Source organism: Streptomyces sp. NBC_00457, from assembly GCF_036014015.1.
Taxonomy (GTDB): domain Bacteria; phylum Actinomycetota; class Actinomycetes; order Streptomycetales; family Streptomycetaceae; genus Streptomyces.
Genome location: NZ_CP107905.1, coordinates 3,799,444 through 3,819,772, shown reverse-complemented (window position 1 = coordinate 3,819,772; position 20,329 = coordinate 3,799,444). Strand labels below are relative to the sequence as shown.

17 protein-coding genes, 1 tRNA gene and 1 pseudogene are annotated in these 20,329 nt (G+C 70.5%); 10 read left to right on the top strand and 9 right to left on the bottom strand.

The genetic code is table 11. The annotated features are described in order from the left end of the window. Positions 1–63 precede the first annotated feature (63 nt). Positions 64–948 carry a non-homologous end-joining DNA ligase gene (gene ligD, locus OG828_RS17115; protein WP_328501628.1) on the bottom strand — a complete coding sequence of 295 codons (885 nt, stop codon included), beginning with the start codon at positions 946–948 and terminating at the stop codon, positions 64–66. 162 nt (positions 949–1,110) lie between these two features. Between ligD and OG828_RS17110 the strand changes: the two genes are divergently transcribed. The 4 genes and pseudogenes from OG828_RS17110 (at position 1,111) to OG828_RS17090 (ending at position 7,101) form a co-directional block, all read left to right on the top strand. Then, entirely contained in the window at positions 1,111–2,079 is a 969-nt protein-coding gene (locus tag OG828_RS17110) for a glycosyltransferase family 2 protein (RefSeq protein ID WP_328501627.1), read from the top strand. Continuing rightward, positions 2,079–3,470, top strand: a complete 1,392-nt coding sequence (locus OG828_RS17105) for a polysialyltransferase family glycosyltransferase (protein WP_328504882.1) — start codon at positions 2,079–2,081, stop codon at positions 3,468–3,470. The genes OG828_RS17110 and OG828_RS17105 overlap by 1 nt, the downstream gene beginning before the upstream one ends. A gap of 224 nt (positions 3,471–3,694) precedes the next feature. Further along, positions 3,695–5,677: an arabinofuranosyltransferase gene (locus OG828_RS17100; protein ID WP_328501626.1), complete on the top strand. Its 1,983-nt coding sequence runs from the start codon at positions 3,695–3,697 to the stop codon at positions 5,675–5,677. Positions 5,678–6,143: 466 nt separating this feature from the next. Continuing rightward, a pseudogene (locus OG828_RS17090) lies at positions 6,144–7,101 on the top strand (sodium:proton antiporter). Positions 7,102–7,119: 18 nt separating this feature from the next. Here OG828_RS17090 and OG828_RS17085 read toward each other — a convergent pair. The 4 genes from OG828_RS17085 to OG828_RS17070 form a co-directional block, all read right to left on the bottom strand. Beyond that, the gene (locus OG828_RS17085; protein WP_328356956.1) at positions 7,120–7,866 is read right to left on the bottom strand and encodes a DUF4142 domain-containing protein; all 747 of its coding nucleotides are present in this window, start codon (positions 7,864–7,866) and stop codon (positions 7,120–7,122) included. Positions 7,867–7,978: 112 nt separating this feature from the next. Next, complete coding sequence (locus tag OG828_RS17080; protein ID WP_328501624.1) at positions 7,979–8,455, bottom strand: CBS domain-containing protein; 477 nt, start codon at positions 8,453–8,455, stop codon at positions 7,979–7,981. 167 nt (positions 8,456–8,622) lie between these two features. Continuing rightward, positions 8,623–9,282 (bottom strand): DUF305 domain-containing protein, encoded by a 660-nt coding sequence (locus tag OG828_RS17075; RefSeq protein WP_328501623.1) that lies wholly within the window; start codon positions 9,280–9,282, stop codon positions 8,623–8,625. A 97-nt stretch (positions 9,283–9,379) separates the two neighbouring features. Then, positions 9,380–9,805, bottom strand: coding sequence for a hypothetical protein (locus OG828_RS17070; protein WP_328501622.1), 426 nt, complete (start codon positions 9,803–9,805; stop codon positions 9,380–9,382). Between the two features lie 236 nt (positions 9,806–10,041). On the opposite strand from OG828_RS17070, the gene OG828_RS17065 reads away from it, so the two are divergent. Then, the gene (locus OG828_RS17065; RefSeq protein ID WP_328501621.1) at positions 10,042–11,490 is read left to right on the top strand and encodes a choice-of-anchor M domain-containing protein; all 1,449 of its coding nucleotides are present in this window, start codon (positions 10,042–10,044) and stop codon (positions 11,488–11,490) included. A gap of 243 nt (positions 11,491–11,733) precedes the next feature. Here the strand turns inward: OG828_RS17065 and OG828_RS17060 are convergent, their stop codons facing one another. Together OG828_RS17060 and OG828_RS17055 are read right to left on the bottom strand one after the other, a co-directional pair. Then, positions 11,734–12,576: a GNAT family N-acetyltransferase gene (locus OG828_RS17060; protein WP_328501620.1), complete on the bottom strand. Its 843-nt coding sequence runs from the start codon at positions 12,574–12,576 to the stop codon at positions 11,734–11,736. A 76-nt stretch (positions 12,577–12,652) separates the two neighbouring features. Then, a complete protein-coding gene (locus tag OG828_RS17055) occupies positions 12,653–13,126 on the bottom strand; it encodes a pyridoxamine 5'-phosphate oxidase family protein (protein WP_328501619.1) in 474 nt (157 codons plus the stop codon). Positions 13,127–13,318: 192 nt separating this feature from the next. Here OG828_RS17055 and OG828_RS17050 point away from each other — a divergent pair, with 192 nt between their 5' ends. Beyond that, the gene (locus OG828_RS17050; protein ID WP_328501618.1) at positions 13,319–16,042 is read left to right on the top strand and encodes an AAA family ATPase; all 2,724 of its coding nucleotides are present in this window, start codon (positions 13,319–13,321) and stop codon (positions 16,040–16,042) included. Positions 16,043–16,110: 68 nt separating this feature from the next. After that, a complete protein-coding gene (locus tag OG828_RS17045) occupies positions 16,111–16,473 on the top strand; it encodes a 6-pyruvoyl trahydropterin synthase family protein (RefSeq protein WP_328501617.1) in 363 nt (120 codons plus the stop codon). Between the two features lie 34 nt (positions 16,474–16,507). On the opposite strand, the gene OG828_RS17040 is transcribed toward OG828_RS17045, so the two are convergent. After that, positions 16,508–16,654: a hypothetical protein gene (locus tag OG828_RS17040; RefSeq protein ID WP_443062408.1), complete on the bottom strand. Its 147-nt coding sequence runs from the start codon at positions 16,652–16,654 to the stop codon at positions 16,508–16,510. A 223-nt stretch (positions 16,655–16,877) separates the two neighbouring features. Next, positions 16,878–16,949: transfer RNA gene (locus OG828_RS17035), tRNA-Arg, on the bottom strand. Positions 16,950–17,052: 103 nt separating this feature from the next. On the opposite strand from OG828_RS17035, the gene OG828_RS17030 reads away from it, so the two are divergent. The 3 genes from OG828_RS17030 (at position 17,053) to lysA (ending at position 20,263) form a co-directional block, all read left to right on the top strand. Further along, a complete protein-coding gene (locus OG828_RS17030) occupies positions 17,053–17,568 on the top strand; it encodes a response regulator (RefSeq protein ID WP_328501616.1) in 516 nt (171 codons plus the stop codon). Between the two features lie 144 nt (positions 17,569–17,712). Beyond that, complete coding sequence (gene nrtL / locus OG828_RS17025) at positions 17,713–18,858, top strand: ArgS-related anticodon-binding protein NrtL (RefSeq protein WP_328501615.1); 1,146 nt, start codon at positions 17,713–17,715, stop codon at positions 18,856–18,858. A 13-nt stretch (positions 18,859–18,871) separates the two neighbouring features. Continuing rightward, positions 18,872–20,263, top strand: coding sequence for a diaminopimelate decarboxylase (gene lysA / locus OG828_RS17020; RefSeq protein WP_328356927.1), 1,392 nt, complete (start codon positions 18,872–18,874; stop codon positions 20,261–20,263). Positions 20,264–20,329 lie beyond the last annotated feature (66 nt).

Genomic DNA, 20,329 nt, shown 5'->3' with positions numbered 1-20,329 from the left:
GCTCCGCCGCGTGGGCGCGACCAGCCACGACGCAGCCGCAGACGACAGATAGCGGCACTTACTTCACGACGGCACAAGACCGGCGTGGGCAGAATCGAGCAACGGCGCCAGCAAATCCCCAAAGTCCTGCAGCCGAGGATCAAGATCCGCCGCCGTGAACGCCAGCTGCCCCGGCCCCGCACACTGCTCGACCTCCTCCCACGTCACCGGCGCCGACACCAACGGCTGAGCCCGCGCCCGCAGGGTGTACGGGGTCGCCGTCGTCTTCCGCGCAGCGTTCTGGCTCCAGTCGACGAACACCTTCCCGGGCCGCAGGCTCTTCGTCATCCGGTGCACGACCAGCCGCGGTAGCGCCCGCTCCGCCTCCACGGCGAGTTCCTTGGCGTACTCGCTGACCTGCTCGGACGACGCGGACCGCACGGCGGCCAGCAGATGCAGCCCTTTCGCCCCGGACGTCTTCGGCCAGGCCTCGATCCCGTCCGCCGCGAGCCGGTCCCGCAGCCACAGGGCGACCTGACAGCACTCCACGACCGTCGCCGGCGCCCCCGGATCGAGGTCGAACACCAGCCGGTCCGCCTCGCCGGGCGCCCCGATCAGCCACTGCGGGGTGTGGAACTCGGTCACCAGATTGGCGGCCCACATCAGACTCGCCAGATCCTGTACGAGCACCATCCGCGCCGGCCCCTCCATCCTCGGCACCTCGGCGGTGGTGACCCACTCCGGCGTACCCGGCGGCACGTTCTTGGTGAAGAACAGCTGCCCGTCGGGCCCGTCGGGATACCGCAGAAACGACACCGGCCGGTCCCGTAGATGCGGCAACAGCACGTCGGCGACGGTCGCGTAGTAGTGCAGTACCTCGCCCTTGGTGAACCCGGCGGCCGGATACAGCACCTTCTCCAGATTGCTGAGCGCGACCCGCCGCCCTTCTACTTCGGTCATGGGCGCCATAAGTCGAGTCTCACCTCTGCCGGCCCCTACGGCATCCCGCGCGAACGAGGTCCGGACCGGACCCTCACGTTCCCCCGAATGCCCCAGTCCAGGTAACCCCCTCACTCCGGTGGCCGTTTGACAGCGGTACTTCCCTTGACTCAAGGAGCTCCCGAGAGCCCCATGAAACTCACCTCCGTGGTCATCAGCCACAACGTCGCCGACTATCTCCCCGACTGCCTGGGCTCGCTGCGCCGGAACACCGGCCCGGACATCGAGTACGTCTTCGTCGACGACCACTCCACCGACGGCTCCCGCGCCCTGCTGGAGCAGGCCGTCGCCCGCATCCCCAACAGCCGGCTCGTCGTCCACCCGCAGAACCGGGGCGCTTCCGCCGCCCGCAACACCGGGATCGACGAGGCACGCGGCGCGTACGTCACCTTCCTCGACGGCGACGACTGGCTGGCGCCCGGCTACTACCCCCGGCTCGCCGAGGCCTGCACCCGGCTCGACACCGACTTCGTCCGCGTCGACCATCTGCGCGCCCAGGGCAAGAGGCGCACGCTGCAGAGGGCACCGGAGAGCAGGCGCGGGGTGCCGATCCCGTCGGTCGAGGGCATCGGCGAGGAGAACCGGGAGACCATGGCGGACTACGTCAACGCGTGGTCGGGCGGCTTCCGCACCGGGCTGCGGGACAGCGGGCTGCTGTACTTCGACACCTCGCTCAGGACCTGCGAGGACCGGCTGTGGAACTGGCGGCTGCATCTGCACACCCGGACGTTCGCGGTGGTGGGCCTCGCCGGGCTCTTCTACCGCAGGGACGTCGGCGGCTCCCTCACCAGCGTCGGTGACGACCGGCAGCTCGACTTCCTCCCGGCCTCGCAGCGGATCATCGAGGAGGCCCTCGCCCACTGCACGGACCGCGGCGTGCACCGCAAGGCCGTACGCACCCTGCTCGGCCTCACGCACTTCCACCTCAAGCGGACCGACCGGCTCGACAAGCGGGTGGCCAGACAGTTCCCCGGGCGGTACCGGGCGCTGGCCGCGTCCCTGCCGCAGGACCTGCTCCGCGAAGTCCTCGACGGCATGGACGAGCAGCGCAGATCCGACCTGACCGCCCTCTACCGTCCGAGGAAGACCGCGTGCCCCTGATGAACGTCCCCGTTCCCACGGAGCCCTGTGATCCCGTCCCGGTCCAGCTCGTCGAAGCCTCGACGCTCTACGGTCTCGCCACGGTCTGCGCGGCTGTCGCACAGGGCCTGCTGCCGCTCGCGGAGGGCGGCCGGCGGGTGCTGGTGACGTCCACCAACACCACCGTCCCCGAGGCCCAGCCGCCGTGGGAGGAGCTGCCCGGCTTCGCCCACCTGTCGACGTACTTCGACGCGGTCGTCTCCTGGAACGACACGATCTTCCCCAACCACCCCTCGGTCTGGTCGCCCCGCCCCGAGGACCGCTCGCTGTTCGAGCAGGCGCTGCGCCGCTCCTGGGGGATCGCCCCGGACGCCCCCGTCGAACTGGTCGCCGAGTCGGTCCAGTCCCCGCCCTCCCTCACCCTGGCCCGCCTCTTCGCCGACGCGACCCTGCATGTCTACGCCGACGGCCTGATGAGCTACGGCCCCCTGCGCACCCGCCTGGAACAGCAGGTCCTGCGCCGCGTCGGCCGGTTCGTCTACCCGGAGCTGGTCCCCGGTCTGCGCCCGCACCTGCTCGACGAGTGGCCCGGCGCCGAGCACCACCCGCTGCCCCCCGACGCCCTGCGCCGCACGCTCACCGTCCTCGCCGACGCCGCCAAGGACGAACTGGAGGCGGTACGCGAACTGCCCCAGGGCGGCGCCCTGTTGCTCGGCCAGTACCTCGCCGAGGCCGGCATCATCAGCGCCGCCGAGGAGGACGCCCTGCACCGCGACATACTGCGCGAGGCGGTACGGGGTGGCGCCGCGTCGGTCCTCTTCAAGCCGCACCCCAGCGCACCGCGCCGGCACGCCGAGGCCCTCCGCGGGGAAGCCGCCCGCGCCGGCGTCACCCTGCACATCGTCGACCTGCCCGTCCTGGCCGAGGTGCTCTACGAACGGCTCCGCCCGGACGTCGTCCTCGGCTGCTTCTCCACCGCCCTGTTCACCGCCACCACGGTGTACGGCATCCCCGCGGTGCGCGTCGGCACGGACCTCGTCCTGCGCCGCCTGAGGCCGTACGAGAACAGCAACCGCATCCCGCTGGTCATCGCCGACTGCGTGCTGCCCGGGCCCGGGGCCGTCGAGGCACGGGATGAGGTGCGGCGGCTGGTGGCGACCGTCTCGTTCTGCATGCAGCCCATCGCCTACGCCCATCTGCGCCCCACAGCCGAGCAGTTGCTGTCGGCCGGCCGCGCGAAGGCCGTCGCCGGCCGCTACCTGGGCCTGCTCCGCCTGACCAGACTCCGCCTCCCGGGCGGCCTCCCGGCACCCCGCCTCCTGCTCCCGCTGGCAAGGACCTCATTCATCCACCGACACCGCTCAACCCTCGCCCGCCTGGCCCGCACCGCACGCGGAACGGCAATCCGGTGACCGCTCACTGGGAACGGGACCAGGAAGACCAGCAGGACGAGGGCTCGATGCCCGCTCGTCGGGGGGGAGTCGAGGATGCGGGGGACGGCCGTCGGGTGGTCGCCGGCCGGGAACGGGGGCAGGACGGGCAGCAGGGTGAGAGTCCGATGGCCGCTCGTCGGGGGCGAGTTGACGGTGTGATCGCTCGCCAAGAACGCGTTCGGCAAGCGCAGGAGGACGGGGCGGTGATCGCTCCGGTTGCGGCGTTGATCGGGGGGCAGGGACCGACGGGGCGTCCCGCTCCGTCCTCCGCACCGCCGCGGACGGGGCGGCGACGTCCCACCGGCGGCCGGTTCGCCGTCGAGCTCGTCCTCGGGGCGGACATCGCGGTCGGCGTGAGCGTCGGCATCCAGTACGTCGTTCCGCGGCTGCCGCTGCCCGAGCCGTCGCTGCTGTCGACCGTCCTGACCACGCTGACCACGACGGCCGTGGTGGTCCTCCTCGCCCTGTCGGTGCCGGCCGCCGGGCGGGGCGGCATGGCCGTACGCGGGCTCCTCCACTGGTCCGGCTACGCGCTGGTCTCCGCGCTGCCCACCCTCCTCCTCGCCCTCCCGCTGCACGGCACCCGCTGGTTCCTCGGCGGGCTGGCCTCGGACAACCAGTTCCGTGTCGAGTACCTCACCCGCCTCACCGACTCGCCCGCCCTGGCCGACTTCGCCTACCGGGACGTACCGCCGCTGTACCCGCCCGGCTGGTTCTGGACCGGCGGCCGGATCGCCGCGCTGCTGGGCTGGGACGCGTGGGCCGCGTTCAAGCCGCTGTGCATCACCTCGGCCGCGCTCGCCGCGGCGGTGACGCTGGCGCTGTGGCGGCTGCTGGTGCCGCCCCGGATCGCCGTACTGCTGGCGACGGCGACCGTGATGGCCGCCTTCGTCGAGCCCTCCCTCGGCGTCCGCGAGCCCTACGCCTGGCTGGTCGGCTCCGCGCTCGCGCCGCTCACGGTGATCGCGCTGAAGCTGCTGCGGGCGCCCGCCGTCCGCCCCTTTCCGCTGCTGGCGTTCGGCGTCGCGGTGGGCGCGGCCGTGCTGACGTACACGCTGCTCGCCGCCTTCTGGGTGTTCACGCTCACCGCGATGGTGGTGGCCCTGCTGCTGCACAGACCGCGGCACTGGCGCACGCTGCTCGCACGGGTCGCGCTCGCGGGGATCGCGGCGGCACCGTCGGCGGCCGTGGTCCTGCTGCCGTACGAACTGGCCGGACGCGCCGCCGGAGGGTCCCCCGACACGACGGCGCTGAAGTTCACCCCCTACCAGCAGTTGACGTATCTGCTGCCGATGACGGAGATCACGCCGGGCGGACTGCTGTGCCTGGCCGGCACCGTCTGGCTGGTCGTCCGCTGCCGCAGCCGGCCCGTGGCCGCGGGCCTGCTCGCGCTGGTCGCCGGATGCTACGCCTGGTGCGTGCTGTCCCATCTGGCCATCGCGTTCGGCACCACGCTCCTCTCCTTCCGCGTCCACCCGGTCCTGCTCGTCGCACTGCACTGCGCGGGCGTCCTCGCCCTGTGGGACCTGCTGCGGACCGTACGCAGACGGCACCGGGCGCAGGCGCGGACCGCCACCGGCGTACTGGCCGTCATCGCGGCGGTCTTCACCGTCGCCGCCGTCCAGCACGCGCAGAGCGCGCTGGGCCGCGAGGTCGACCTGGCCTATCGGCAGAGCTACCCCCTGGACGACGGCACGGCCCCCTCCCGCACGGCACGCGTGCGGCACCCCGGCACCGAGGACCTGTGGATCCGCCCCCTGGTCCGCGCGATCGCCCGCGGCACCGGCAGGCAGCCGCACGACCTGACCGTCCTGACGGACCATCACCGGCTGCTGTCCGTCGAGCCGTACTGGGCGTATGTCGCCATGACGCCCGGCTACTCCAACCCCCAGGCACGGCACGAGAAGCGCAACGCGGAGGTACGGCGCTGGCTCGCCGCCCGGGACGCGGACGACTTCTCGCGGCGGCTGGACTCGGGCCGCTTCCCGGCGCCGGACGTGTTCGTCCTGCGGCAGACCGACACCGGCTACGGCCTCTACCTGTTCCGCCACAACTTCCCCCGCGTCCCGGTGACCCGGTCCTCTCAGGTCGTCTTCCCCGTCGACTTCTTCCCGCCGGGGCGCTTCCTGCGGCAGGACGTGGGGCCGTACACCGTGATCACGCGTTACGGCGCCCGGTCCGGGTGAGCACGGTGTACGGTCGGGCGCGGTCAACCGTCTTCCGATCGGTGGTGACCCGTCATGACGCGCGCGTCGATGCCCGTCCACGAACCGTTCCTGTGGACTGAGCAGAAGTGAGCCCGCTCAGCCGCACGCCCCGAACGGTCTTGGGCGCACTGGTCCCCGGCATACTCGACCCCGGGGCAGCGACACGGATCTTGTCCGTGGTCCGATCCCGGGAGGCCGGCTCCCTGTGCGACCTGGCCATGTGGGTACGGCCAGAGGCGACGGGGAGGCCCCGAACCATCACTCCGGTGGAGCGGGGGCCCCGCACGCTGGCACCGTACCCGGCGTCCCAGATCGCATGATCACCGTAGCCCGAACAGCCCAGCACGCCGCAAGCCGACCATCACACGATCGAGTTAATCCACCCTCGTGCACACCCCCGTGCGAGCAGTCGGCACCCCCCGCCTGATGCTGGCCCTCTGGGCGCGTGCCCGCCCTGCTCGACAACGTCACCACGGTCCTGCTCATCGCCCCGGTCACCCTGCTGGTCTGCGAGCGCCTCGGCCTGCCCGCCGCCCCGTTCCTGATCGCCGAGGTGTTCGCGTCCAACATCGGCGGCACCGCGACCCTCGTCGGCGACCCGCCCAACATCATCATCGCCAGCCGGGCAGGCCTCACCTTCAACGACTTCCTGATCCACCTCGCCCCGCGTCGCGGTCCTGATACTGCTTCTCCTGCTGCTGTGCCGCGTGATGTTCCGCAAGTCCTTCGTGTACGACGAGGACCGCGCCGCCGAGATCATGGAGCTGGAGGAGCGGGAGGCGATCAGGGACCCGCGGCTGCTGATCCAGGGCCTCGTCGTCCTCGTCCTGGTCGTCGCCGGGTTCGTCCTGCACTACGAGCCCAGCGTCGTCGCCCTGCTCGGCGCCGGGCTGCTCATCGCCGTCTCCGCGGTCGAGACCGGTGACGTCCTCGCCGAGGTCGAATGGCCCACGCTGGCCTTCTTCGCGGGCCTGTTCGTGATGATCGGCGGGCTCATCGACACGGGCGTCGTCGACGAGGTGTCCGGCGCGCTGGCCGACGTGATCGGCACCAACGAATTCGCCGGTTCCATGCTCATGCTGGGCGCGTCCGCGGCACTGTCCGGGGTCGTCGACAATATCCCGTACGTCGCCACCATGGCCCCCATCACCGGCGACCTCGTGCAGAACATGGGCGGCGCGAGCGACCACGTCATGTGGTGGGCGCTCGCGCTCGGCGCCGACCTCGGCGGCAACGCCACCGCCATCGGTGCCTCGGCCAACGTCGTCGTGCTCGGCATCGCCGAACGCAACCGGCAGCCCATCTCCTTCTGGCAGTTCACCAAGTACGGCCTCGTGGTCACCGCGGTCACGGTCGTGGTGGCGATGGCGCATGTGTGGCTGCGCTACTTCGGCTGGGGATAGGCGTGGGGCGTGTGGGCGTCACTTCACGGTCGGGCTGGGGGTCGGGGTGGGCGCGGACGTCTGGAGGTCCAGGCCCGGGGGTTTCGTGATGGCGACGATCGGTGCGCCCGGCTGCGGCGGCGGCGGGGTCATCTGATCCTGGGGGAGCTTGGGCGGGCTCGTCTGCTGGAAGAGGGCCTGGTCGAAGTTGACCATTTCCGTCTTCTCCAGGACCGAGATGTGGTCGAGGACGGTGTCGTTGGTCAGGTCGGCGAGCTGACGGACCAGCGAGTTCTTGGTGGTGGCGCGGACCTGGGCGACCACCGGGAAGATCCGGCCATGGGCGGTCCGCATGATGTTGACCGCGGTGGTGTCGAACTGCTTGCCGGTCTCGGCCTGCGAGGTCGCCACGAACTGCTGCTGCTGCGGGCTGGGCTGGTTGGGCAGCGTGATGCCCAGCTCGGGCGCGATCTTGCGGCACATTTCGTCGAGCCCGGCGTGCCCGACGACCAGGTGCTCGCCGGCCTCCTTCATCGCCGGGGTCGTCCCGCGCTCCATCGCCATCATCCCGAGCGGGTACTCCCACAGCCCGGCCGCGCGCACGGCGACCACAAAGGACCGGTCCGCCTCGGTGAGCGGACCGTAGGGGGTGTTCGCGATGATGCGATCCTGCCCGGTGGCTGCCTTGTCCACCCCGAGCATTGCGGGGTACGCGAGTGCGGCGAGAGTCAGACTCAATGCTCCGCCGACGAAGACGGTTCCGACCCTGTTGCGCGACAGGCGCATCGTGCCTCCTGATGTGACCGGACCTGACTCCAGGAAGTACGGACGGGAGGCGCCGTCCAATCAGTGTCCCGAGTAAAAGTCACGCAGCAGGCATATGGCGTACGTCACACTCTCACGTGCCGCCGATCGTGCCGGCCGTCGCGAGAAGCTCGTGGAGGAGGTGCGAGGCGGTGATGACGCCCAGGAGATGGGTCCCGTCCTTCGCCTTCTCCACCACCGCCACCACCGGGCTGCGCACCTGGGCCATCAGCGCGGCCACCTCCAGCGCGGTGTCGTCGGGGTCCGCGATCGGGGGCGGGGCCGCCTTGGTGGGCAGGCATTCCCCGACCCGGCGGCCGACCAGCGCCTGACACAGCCGGTCGGCGTGCTTCTCGTCGACGACCGCGGCGAGCGCCGGGTCCTCCAGCACATACGCCGGAACCAGCACCTTGATCATCTGGGACGCCGGCAGGATCGCCTTGGGCTCACCGCGCTCGTCGAGCACCAGCAGCCCCGGCAACTTGTGCTCGGCCATCAGCCGCGCCGCCTCCAGCGCGTCACTGTCGACGCTCACCGTCTCGTATCCGACCGCCAGATCACGTGCGCGCACGACGGGCTCCTCATAAGCGTCTGCGTCTCTGACATGAAACATACGCGGGTGGGAGTGGGAGAGGGGGATGGCCGGAGCGCCACGGATCGGCTCCGGTGCCGGACACCTGCAGGTGCCCGGCACCGGAGCCGAGAGGGGTGTCAGCGGCAGTCAGTCAGTGACGCGGATCAGAGTCGGTCGAGGATGTCCTGGAGCTGCTCGACCTCGGCGGACTGGCCCTTGACGATGGCGTCCGCCATCTTCTCGGCGTCGGCGTTCTTGCCGTTCTTCTGCTCGTCCTCGGCCGTGGTGATCGCGCCGTCGTGGTGCTCGATCATCATCTGGGCGAACATCTTGTCGAACTCCGCGCCCTTCATGGCCTTGAGGTCGGCCATGCCCTCGTCGGACATCATGCCGCCCGTGCCCGAGCCGCCGGAGTGGCCCATGCCCTCCATGGACTCTGCCGCGGTCGGCTTGTTCCAGGACTCGAGCCAGCCCTTCATCGTCTGGATCTCGGGGTCCTGGGCCTTCTCGATCTTCCCGGCGATGTCCTTGATCTCCGCGTCGGAGGCACGGCCGTCGGCCAGTTCGGCCATCTCCAGGGCCTGCTCGTGGTGCGGGATCATCATCTGGGCGAACATGACGTCCGCGTCGTTGAAGTCGCCGGCCTTGGCCCCGGCCTCGGCGTTCGCCGCGGCCGAGGAGCTGCCGCTGCCGTGGTCCGTGCCGCTCGAGTCGTCGCCGTTGCCGCCGCAGGCGGAGAGCAGCAGGGCTCCCGCCGTGACGATGCCGACGGCCGTGACATGACGGGCGGGCTTGCCGCGCAGGGCGCGCGTGAAGGCAGTCATGGTGGATCTCACCTCGTGTTTGTCGGTTCTCTGGCTGTGAGGGCGTACGCGAGATCGCGGGGCCGCGCGTGGTGCGCGCCCGCGAGGGCGTAGCGGCCTACTGCCGCAGAACCGACAACTGGGTCAGATCAGGTGGGCGAGGGGGCGGGGCGGAGCGCCGCAGGACAGGCGCCCGGGCGAGAACGTCTGCCAGGCAGCCGGGACTGCGGGCGAGCGCCGACCGCAGCAGTGCGACGAGGATCCAGGCGGCGAAGAGGACCGCCACGCACAGCGACACCATGTCCATGGCCATGACCGGCACGTCCGCGGACGCCGCCTGCGCCAGGTCCTCCTGTGCCGGGTCCGCCTGCGCCGGAACCATCGCCGACACGGACGCGTGGGACCCGGTATCCATCGCCGACACGGACGCGTGGGATGACTCGTCCGGATGCCCCACGGTGTGCATCACGAAGACGCCGAGCGCGAGCACGACGACGAGCAGCACGTGCCCGAGGGCGCCTCCAACTCGTACGTAACGGCTCACGTGCACTGCGGGGTCTCCTGGTCGGACGCTTCGACGTACAGACATACATACGGCATCCAGGCGTCCCGTACTCAATCACGGGTGCAGGACGGCCTCTCCCTTGCCCCGGATTCCGGTGCGGTCACCGGGTTGTACGGCGAGGGGGCCGGACGCCCGGAGGGTACAGCGGGCGGGCGTAGCGCACAGCGAAGAAGACGAGACAGGACGATGGTGATGCCCGGCAGGGCGACGCCGTCGTGCTCGACGAGGGCGAACTCGACCTCACGCCCCGACTGGCCGACGGGAAGCTGGAGTGGCAGATCGACGACCGCGGCGGCGACTCCACGGTCGTACGGGAGCCGTCCGAGATCGTGCTGCATGCCGGACCGGCGACCAAGAAAGACCTCATCGGCCCGGCGTATCCGATCCTGGGCGACACGCTGCTCTCCGCCTACTTCTTCAACGGCTGGGAGAACGCGGGGCAGATCTTCGCACCCGAACCGGGCTGGAACGGCACCGAGGCGGGCGCGGACACCGAGGTCCGCCTCGCGGGTTTCGAGGGGCCGGGGCGTTTCGCGATGTACACCTACACGCGCGAGATGGACAACAACGACGAGAGCCCGGTGCAGCACCTCAACAGCGGGGACAGCGCCCACAGCGCGTTCACCCTGGCCAAGGACGAGCAACGGGCCGTGCCCACCTGGGGCTTCACCGAGGAAGGCGTCTACCGCCTGACCCTCACGGTCACCAGCGGCGGTTCCACCGACACCGAGACGCTGGCCGTGGTCGTCGGCGACGACGTCGACCCGGACGACGTACTGCCCGGCGACGGCTCCACCCCGACGCCCTCGACGCCCCCCACGTCCACGACCCCCTCGCTCTCGACGCCCACCGCACCGGCCGCCCACGTCATCGACAACGGCCACCTCGATCTGGCCGCCCGCCCGGTGGACGGCTCACTGCAGTTCCAGATCAAGGAGGGCACGGCCCACGACCACACGTGGCACGAGCCCGACGAAGTCGTCCTGCATGTGAAACCGGGCGCGCGCCGGAAGATCACCGAGGGGTACGAGTTCCTGGGCCCGGTCGGCGACCCGGTCTCGTGGCTGCCCATCCAGCAGCTGGACGGTCTCGTCTGGCCCGGCTGGAGCACCGACCAGTTCAAGAGCTCCGAGATCGACGGCCGCGTCGCCTTCCGGCTCGACGCCGTCCAGGGCCCGGGTGCGCTGAGCATCTTCACGGAAGGCTCGGTCGGCTCGGTGACGATGCACGCCCACAGCGGGGACGGTCTGCCGGACACCTTCGCCGTCAGCGCCACACTCGCCGACGGCACGAAGGTCAGCGACACGGAGACCATCGCCTGGGTCGTTGGGGACGACGTGGACCCATCGACCGTCACACCGGGCACGGGCGACGAGCCGACGGCGACGCCCACGACCACCCCGTCACAGTCGGCCTCCACGTCACCGACCGCGACGGCCTCCCCGTCGGCCTCCGCATCCGCATCCGGCTCAGTGAGCGCCTCGCCCTCGGCGACGGACCCGCGCTCCGCCTCCTCCGGAACCGGCGGCAGCGGCACCTCGACGACCGGCGGACTCGCCTCCACCGGTGCGCAGGTCGCCGTGATCGGAGGCATCGCGGTTCTCGCCCTGCTGGTGGGCGGTGGCGCGGTGCTCTTCGTACGACGGCGCCGTAGGGCCCAGTGAAAGCTCCGCGTACGACGGACCGGCGCCCGCCCGGCAGCGACCCGGTCCGTCGTATGCGGCACCGACGTGTTCAGACGTGTTCAGACGTGCTCGACAGAAGGAGGAGCCCCATGCGGGGCCACCCCAGACGCACCACCGTCGCAGCCGCGCTGGTCGAGGCGAGCGCCCTGCTCTCCGGGTGCAGCGGGCTGCAAATCCCCGCCGCCATCTCCTCGTGTCACAGCGACGCCGGCCGGCATCTCGCTACTCGACGGGCTCGGCGATCAGTGCGGTGGCTACGCGGCGGAAGCCGAGGCGGGCGTAGATCCGGGCGACGTCGTCGTCGCCCGCGGACAGGAAGACGGTCTCGACGCCGCGTGAACGTGCGTCGGCTATCAGCGCCGCGGTGACCGCGAGCGCAAGACCCCGGCGGCGCGCGGTCGGCAGGGTCCCCACCCCGACGATCTCACTGACCGCTCCCACTGGCTGGTGCTGCCCGGCGCACAGCGCCATTCCGTCGTCCACCGCGGCAGCAACGCACGTCAGGCCGGCCAGGATGCGTGCCGCCGCACGTTCCACCGTCCCGTCCTCGGCGCGGCTCCGCACCGCCTCTCTCAACTCCGCCACGCCCGCCGCACCGACACCGGTTCCGGGATCGCCGAAGGCCAGGTGAGGGACAGCCAGCGCGCTCGGCAGCACGGGATCGCCCGGTCCCACAGTCCGCACCACCACGCTGTCGGCCACATCCGGCACCACAGGGGTCGGCACATCAGAGCCGAGCACCATCAAGGGGTGTTCGTGCACCACAAGCCCTGTCCGCTCAGCCGCGTCCCGCAGCCCAGGCGTGGTCTCGGCAACCCACTCGAAACTCTCCGGAATGCCCAACTCCCGCTGCCGAGAGCGCACCCGGGTCACATCCGCCGCACTCACCGGCCCGGACCACCCCAGCGCCGGACGTGCGTAGAAGGGCCAGCCCTGCCCCTCCCGGATGAACAACCGCAGCGGCCCCAAGTCCTCGACCCGAGCGCCGGAGCGAGGCACCGCGTCGTAGTACCGCTCAAGCCGGTCCAGCAGTTCACGAGCACCATCAAGATCCACAGACGTCACGCCAAGCATCCAAGCAGCAGGCCCCGAACCACTGCCACCGCATTACCGTCCGGCTGCAGCCGTCCCGACCTTCGAACTACGCCTGCGCTGCCGCCAGCCACACCCCGTCCCGCATGACGACCCTGCCCCGCAGCTCCGGTTCTCCCCGCCAGGCGCGCATCGTCCGCGGCGCCACGCGCAGGTACACAAAGGGCGCCTCTTCCCTACGCGGATCCCAGCCGAACTTGCCCGCGAACGCATCCGCGGCATCCTTCGGCACATCCCGCGCGGGATGGCACTCCGCCTCCCCTTGCAGCAGCACCACATCGAAGCTGTCCGGCAGCGCCAGCCGTACACGCGGCTCCTCGCGCACATTGCGCGCCGTGGCCGACCCCGCACCGGTACACATCCACACCGCCTCCCCGTCCCACAGGAACCACAGCGGCACCTGGTGCGGACCATGATCAGGATGGGCCGTCGACACCCACATGTCGCGCTCCGCGCCAAGCCGTTCCAGCACGTCGCGCCTGCGCTCTACCGCATCGCGACGAATGATCTCCGCAGGTTCCATGAGCGCCGACCTTAGCCAGCGCGGTCACGGTGCACATGGGGCGCAGGTCCTAGGCCCGACGGCGGGTGTCCGTCGGGGCGTACCGTTTCGGCCAGTTGGGGATCACTCATCTGGCACACCGACAAAGGGCCGTAGGGTGCAGGCAGTTGGTGCCGAGGCGCAGGTGGCGGGTGAGATGAACGGGGGCGCGGGGTGACGGTGTTCGTCGACCGGGAGGAGAGCCTGGCCAGGCTCGAGAGCGCGGCGACCGCCCTGGCAGAAGGACGCTCGAGTGTGCTGTTCGTCGAGGGCGACTCGGGGATGGGTAAATCGTCCCTGTTGGGCGAGTTCGCCCGCCGCCTGGGCACCTCCGCCGTTTCCCAGGAGCAGCCCTGCCGGGTGGTACTCGTGCGGGCCGCGCCCGGCATCGGTTCGCGGCGGCCGTACGGACCCGTCCTGGACGCTCTGCACGCACTGGACCGTCCCGCACAGGGCCGCAGACGGCTGGCCGGCCTCCGGCGCACGGCGGCCCGCGGTGCGCTGACGGCCGCCCCCGACCTGCTGTCCGCCGCGGTTCCGGGGCTCGGCGCGGTGGTCGCGGCAGGCCGGGTGTTCGCCGAGGCCACCGTAGCCACCGGGTCCATCCCGGGCGACAGTCTCCTGCCCGTGCAGAGCACCGTGACCCGGCAGCTGATCGACGTGCTGCTGCAACAGGCGCGCGCGGATCGGCCCTTGCTCCTGATGGTGGACGACATCCAGCTGTGCGATGTGTCGACCCTGGAGTTCCTGCACCTGTTGCTGCCCAGGATCGGGGGTGAACCGCTCGGTCTTGTTCTCGGTCTCAGCTTGTATGCCGCAGCCGAGGGGAACGGCAGGGCTGTGGACCAGCTACTGGACGCCTGGCAGAGGGATCACACGGAGCTCGTGTCCCGCCACACGCTGCCGCCGCTGCCTGCCTGGGCTGTCAGGGAACTGGTCGATGCCAGGCTTCAGAGCCACCCTGCTCCCGAGGACTTCTCCGTCCGGTTGACCGGGGCGACGGGCGGCCATCCGATCTTCGTCGAGCAGTGCCTGAGGCTGTGGCGACCCGAAGACGGTGTCCGGGTGCCACTGCCGGGGAGCCTTCCCGCAGCCGTGCTGGACCGTTTCCGGCAGCTGGACCCGGCTGCGTGCGAACTCCTGGTCACCGGCGCCACCATGGGCGAGTTCTTCTTCGCACACACACTCGCCGAGGTGTCCGGCTCGCCACGGATCCAGGTCCAGGACCTGCTGCACCGTATAGAGCGCGAACACGGCCTGATCCGCTGCCGGCATCGGGACGAGGTCCCCGACTGGGCAGCCGGTCTGGAGACCGACTGGTACGACTTCGAGCACCGGGTCCTGCAAAGGGGTATCCGCGGCGAACAGTCGGAAGGCGCCCGCCGGCAACGGCATGCGGACATCGCCGAAGCACTGCCACGCCTGCCAGGAGTCGACGGGGGCGCCGCTCCGCTCGAGTTGCGCGTGCTGATCGCCGATCACTTCCTGCAGGCCGGGCCCGCGTATGCCGCACAGACGGCCGCCGCCCACTACGGCCTGGCCCGTTCCGTGGCGGTCGAGGATCTCTCCTTCGCCCAGGCCGAACAACACTGCCGGACGGCGATCGAGTCCGCCCGGCTGATGCCCGCCGGACGTCCGGAGCGCGATCGCCGTCTGGTGGAGGCGATCGAGCTGTTGCTCAGCATCACTGAGGTGCGCTGGAAGGGAGGCGAGGGCGAGCGGGAGAGCATGGGAATCGACGCCTTGGCCGCCGAGGCGGAGCAGGCGGCACACCGCCTCGGGGACCAGCTGCTCATCGCCCGCACCACCCTGTTGCGCGGCAAGACACTGCTGGCCGTCCACGGTGTCCGGCCCTCCCTCGCCAAGCTCGAAGAGGCAGTCGAACGCGCCCGGGAGTGTGGCGAGGCAGGCCGTCAGGCGCTCTTCGTGGCGATGGTCGAATACGGACGCCAGCTGCCCAAACGCGATCTGCGCGCAGGTCTGCGGGTGCTCCTGGACGCCGAGCGGCTGTACGCCTCGGACCCGCGCCTCGGCGAGGCGGAGAACCCCGTACTGCAGCACGCCCGCAATCTCAACGAGATGCAGATCGGGGTCAACCTCTTCGACGCGGGTCGGCTCGGCGAAGCCCGGCAGCGGCTGCTGCGCTGCACCGAGCGGCTGAGAGGTGAGACTCTCCGCGCCGAGCTGCCCATAGCGCTGAACTATCTCGCCCAGCTCCACCTGTCCACCGGCTCGTGGGAGGAAGCGGGCACGGTGCTGCGTGAGGCTCTGGATTTCGAGGAGGAGCGCGGTGGCGACAGTGGCTGGCACGCATACAACAACGCCCTCCTCGCCACGCTGCTCACCCATGATGCCGCTCGCCACGGCGAAGCGGTCGAGCGCGCACGGAACGCCTGGCTGGAGACCCAGCGCACCTGGCTGGTCAACCTGGTACCGATCGTGCGCAACCTGTACGTCGAGGTCCTCCTCGCCACTGGCCACGACAGGAGCCTGGCTCGGCGGCTGTGTGAGGACACGCTCGTCGACACCCGCGACAGTGGCATGGTGCGCAGCGAGATCGCCGGATATGTGCTGCGCAGCCGGATCCATCTGCAGGACGGCGAGACGGATCCGGCCGCCCGCGACGGCCGCCACGCGCTCGCCCGGCTCGCCGAGCACGGGGACATGCCGGCCCTGCGTACGGAAGAGGTTCTGTATCACGCGGCCCGCGCTCTGCTGGCCGAGGACAGCGGGAGCGAGGTCCGCGACCTGCTGGGCAGAGCCCGTGCCGAGGTGCTGCGCAAGGCGGACAGCATCGATGACCCGGTCCTGCGGGCGCGGTTCCTGACCGACGTGCCTCTGAACCGGGCCCTGCTGCACGACAGCGGCCTCGACGAGGGAGAGGCCGGGGCAGGCTGACCGACTACAGTGCGAGACCGGCAGGGGTCCCAGGGTCCCAAGGGGGGAGCGGAGGAGACGGGATCGGCATGTTCACCATAAGCAAGGAGTTCCACTTCTCTGCCAGCCATGTCCTGGACACGCTCCCCTCCTGGCACCCCTGCGCCCGCCTGCACGGCCACAACTACGTGGTCGTGCTCGAACTCTCGGCAGACGACCACGCCCTTGCCCCGCCCGGCTTCGTCCGCGACTACCGGGACCTGGACGCCTTCAAAAAATGGGTCGACACGACGCTCGACCACCGGCACCTCAATGAAGCGATGGGGGGCATCCCCCCGACAGCCGAGAACCTCGCCAAGTGGATCTACGACACCTGGCGCGACGACCTGCCTGAACTCAGCGCCGTAAAGGTCTCGGAGACACCCAAGACCTGGGCCGACTACCGGCCGTAGAGCTCGACCCACGTCCGCCGACAGGGAGCCCTGTTCACGCTGGGACCAGCCAGACAGTCACGGCCGCGTTGGCGGTGAGTCCGACGTTGAGCGTGATCCGGCGGTCTTCGCCGGTCAGGTGGACGGCGACCTGGCTCAACTGCGGTGTCGACGCGACCGAGGTGGCCGAAGGAGCGGGCAACAGCGTTGAGGTCCTGCTGAGCCGCTAGCCGCTATGCGAAGTGCATCGACGGCGCGTGTGGGTAGGTGTGAGCCTCACTAAGCTTCAGGCCCTTGGATCCGTCCGAGGGCCTTCGCCGTTCCCGACATAGGGCCGCTCAGGACTGCATCCGCCCGCAGACACGCGAAGACCCCGCACTCAGCTAGCGCGCTGATGGCGGGGTCTTTGGGCACCAAATCCAAGGTGCCCCCGGCAGGATTCGAACCTGCGCACACGGCTCCGGAGGCCGTTGCTCTATCCCCTGAGCTACGGGGGCGTGTCGGGCGCGTTGCGCGGCGACGGGTAGAACCCTACCAGCTCCTTCGGGGTGTTCATGAACGGTTTTCGTGGGGGGAGAGCGTCGCCCGCAGGGGGTGGAAGTGGGGAAAACCCGGACGCGGTGGCCGGTCCCGACCTACTCTCGAGTTGTGCCAGGCGCGTCGGGCCGGGTGCTTGTTGTCGACGACAACAAGGTCATCCGGCAGCTGATCAGGGTCAATCTCGAGCTGGAGGGCCTCGAGGTCGTGACCGCGGCCGACGGTGCCGAGTGTCTGGATGTCATTCATCAGGTGCGGCCCGATGTGGTCACCCTGGACGTCGTCATGCCGCGACTCGACGGGCTGCGGACCGCCGCACGGCTGCGGGCCGATCCGCGGACCCGTGATCTGCCGCTGGCCATTGTCAGCGCCTGTACACAGTACGAGGTCGACGGCGGCCTCGACATCGGCGTCGACGCGTTCCTCGCCAAACCCTTCGAACCCGCCGAACTCGTAGCGCTCGTACATCAGTTGATCGAGCGGAAGCGGAGCGGGCGAGCGCAGGGGGAGGACGGGCCCCTGTTCGGGAACGTCCTCGGTATGGGGGAGACCGAGCGGGCCGGGCGGGCCGGCGGCTGATCGAAGGGGCGGCAGGTGTGGCTCTCGGCTCCGTCCCAACGCCGGCCCACTCCGTCCCGCTTCCATCTCACCCCCGTCCACATCTCGGGACCCTCCCCTAAACCGCCTCGCCTACCCACCCCCCTCCTCCCATACGCTTGTCCCGTGACCCCCGTCGAGCTCTCCCGCACCGTGCTGCGCGCAGTGCGTCGTGCTGTCGACGATGGGGAACTGAGCGTGACCGTGCCGGAGCGGGCTGTCGTGACGGCTCCCGGGGCCGGTGGCTGTGGGGACTACGCCACCAATATCGCCCTTCAGCTCGCCCGCCCGGCCGGGCAGCCGCCGCTGCGGGTCGCCGAGATCCTTCGGCCGTACCTGCTCGATACGGCCGCCGTCTCCGATGTCGTCGTCACCCGGCCCGGGTTTCTCAACATCAGCCTGCGCGGTGCCGCGCCCGTGGCCCTAGTCGAGGAGATCCTGCGGCGCGGGCGGCGGTACGGCCACGCCGAGGGGCCCGACCATCAGCCACTCCTGCCGCTGCACGCCCCGCACGAGGTCCGCGCCGTCGTCGTCATGGACGCCACCGCCCGCATCCTCCGTTCGCAGGGTGCCGTCGTCCGCACCAGCTGCGAGGCCTGCCCCGAGCCCGAGTGGACCGACGTCCTCGGCGTACGCGTCGACGGCGTGGGCAGCCCCGGGTCACCGGCCTACTGGGTGCGCCCCATCCCCGCCCCCGCCGACCCCCTCCCCCTCGGCCCCGACGCCGCCCGCTGGGCGCTGCTGTACCCCGCCGCCCACGACCGGCCCCGCATCACCGACGAGCATCTGGTCCAGCGTGAGGGCAACCCCCTCTTCCGCGTCCGTTATGCGCACGCCCGCACCCGGGCGCTCGGCCGCAACGCCGCCGACCTCGGATTCAGCGCCGAAGCCGGCCCGACCTCGGGCGCCGGCCTGTCCCAGCGCAACGCCGCCGACCTCGGATTCAGCGCCGAACCCGGGCCGACCCCCGGTGCCGGCCTGTCCCAAGTCCCGTCCCAAGCCCCATCCGACACCACCCGCCTCCTCCACGCGCTCGCGGACCACCCCCGCATCCTCGCCGCAGCCGCCGAGGACCGCGCCCCCGACCGTCTCGCCCGGCACCTCGTCACCGTCGCCGATGCCGTCCTCGCTCTTGTGCCCACCGTGCTGCCGATCGGCGAGGAGAAACCCTCGGCCGCCCACCGTGCCCGGCTCGCGCTCGCCGAAGCCGCCGGGGCGGTGCTGGCCGGCGGCCTGTCCCTGCTCGGTATCGACGCACCCGACCACCTCTGAAAGAACACGCGACATGAGCCGTTCCGCACACCCCGCCGGGCCCCGTCACGCCGACGTCTTCCCCGAGGGCCACTACACCGCGCCGCCCGCCGACCTCAACGCCCTCGACTCCAAGGTGTGGGCACAGACCGTCGGACGTGACACCGACGGTGTCGTCACCGTCGGCGGCATCGACGTGAAGACCCTTGCCGAACAGCACGGCACCCCCGCCTACATCCTCGACGAGGCCGACTTCCGTGCACGCGCGCGTGCCTGGCGTACCGCCTTCGGTCATGACGCCGACGTCTTCTACGCCGGTAAGGCCTTCCTGTCCCGGGCCGTCGTGCGCTGGCTGCACGAGGAGGGGCTCAACCTCGACGTCTGCTCCGGCGGCGAGCTCGCCACCGCCCTCTCCGCCGGCATGCCGGCGGACCGCATCGCCTTCCACGGCAACAACAAGTCCACGGAAGAGATCCGCCGGTCCATCGAGGCAGGCGTCGGCCGTATCGTCCTCGACTCCTTCCAGGAGATCGTCCGCGTCGCCCACATCGCGCAGGAACTCGGCAAGCGGCAGCGCGTGCAGATCCGTATCACCGTCGGTGTCGAGGCTCATACGCATGAGTTCATCGCCACCGCCCACGAGGACCAGAAGTTCGGGATTCCGCTCGCGGGCGGGCAGGCAGCCGAGGCCGTACGGCGTGCTCTTCAGCTCGACGGGCTCGAACTCATCGGGATTCACAGCCACATCGGGTCGCAGATCTTCGACATGTCCGGCTTCGAGGTCGCCGCGCACCGGGTCGTGGGCCTGCTGAAGGACATCCGTGACGAGCACGGCGTCGAGCTGCCCGAGATCGATCTCGGGGGTGGGCTCGGTATCGCGTACACCAGCGACGACGATCCCAGCGAACCGCACGAGATCGCCAAGGCGCTGACCGAGATCGTCACCCGTGAGTGCGAGGCCGCCCGCCTCAGCACCCCCCGTATCTCCGTCGAGCCCGGGCGCGCCATCGTCGGGCCGACCGCCTTCACGCTCTACGAAGTCGGCACCATCAAGCCCCTGGACGGGCTGCGTACGTACGTCTCCGTCGACGGCGGCATGTCCGACAACATCCGTACGGCGCTGTACGACGCGGAGTACAGCGTCGCCCTGGTCTCCCGCACGAGCGACGCCGCGCCCATGCTCGCCCGCGTCGTCGGCAAGCACTGCGAGAGCGGCGACATCGTCGTGAAGGACGCGTTCCTGCCGTCCGACCTGGCACCGGGTGACCTCATCGCCGTACCGGCCACGGGTGCCTACTGCCGGTCCATGGCCAGCAACTACAACCACGTTCTGAGGCCGCCCGTCGTGGCCGTGCAGGACGGCGAGGCCCGGGTGATCGTCCGCAGGGAGACGGAGGAGGACCTCCTGCGTCTCGATGTCGGATGACCCGTACACCCCAGGGGCGGAAGATCTCCTGTCTTCCGCCCCCGCGGAAATGAAATAGACGTCTCA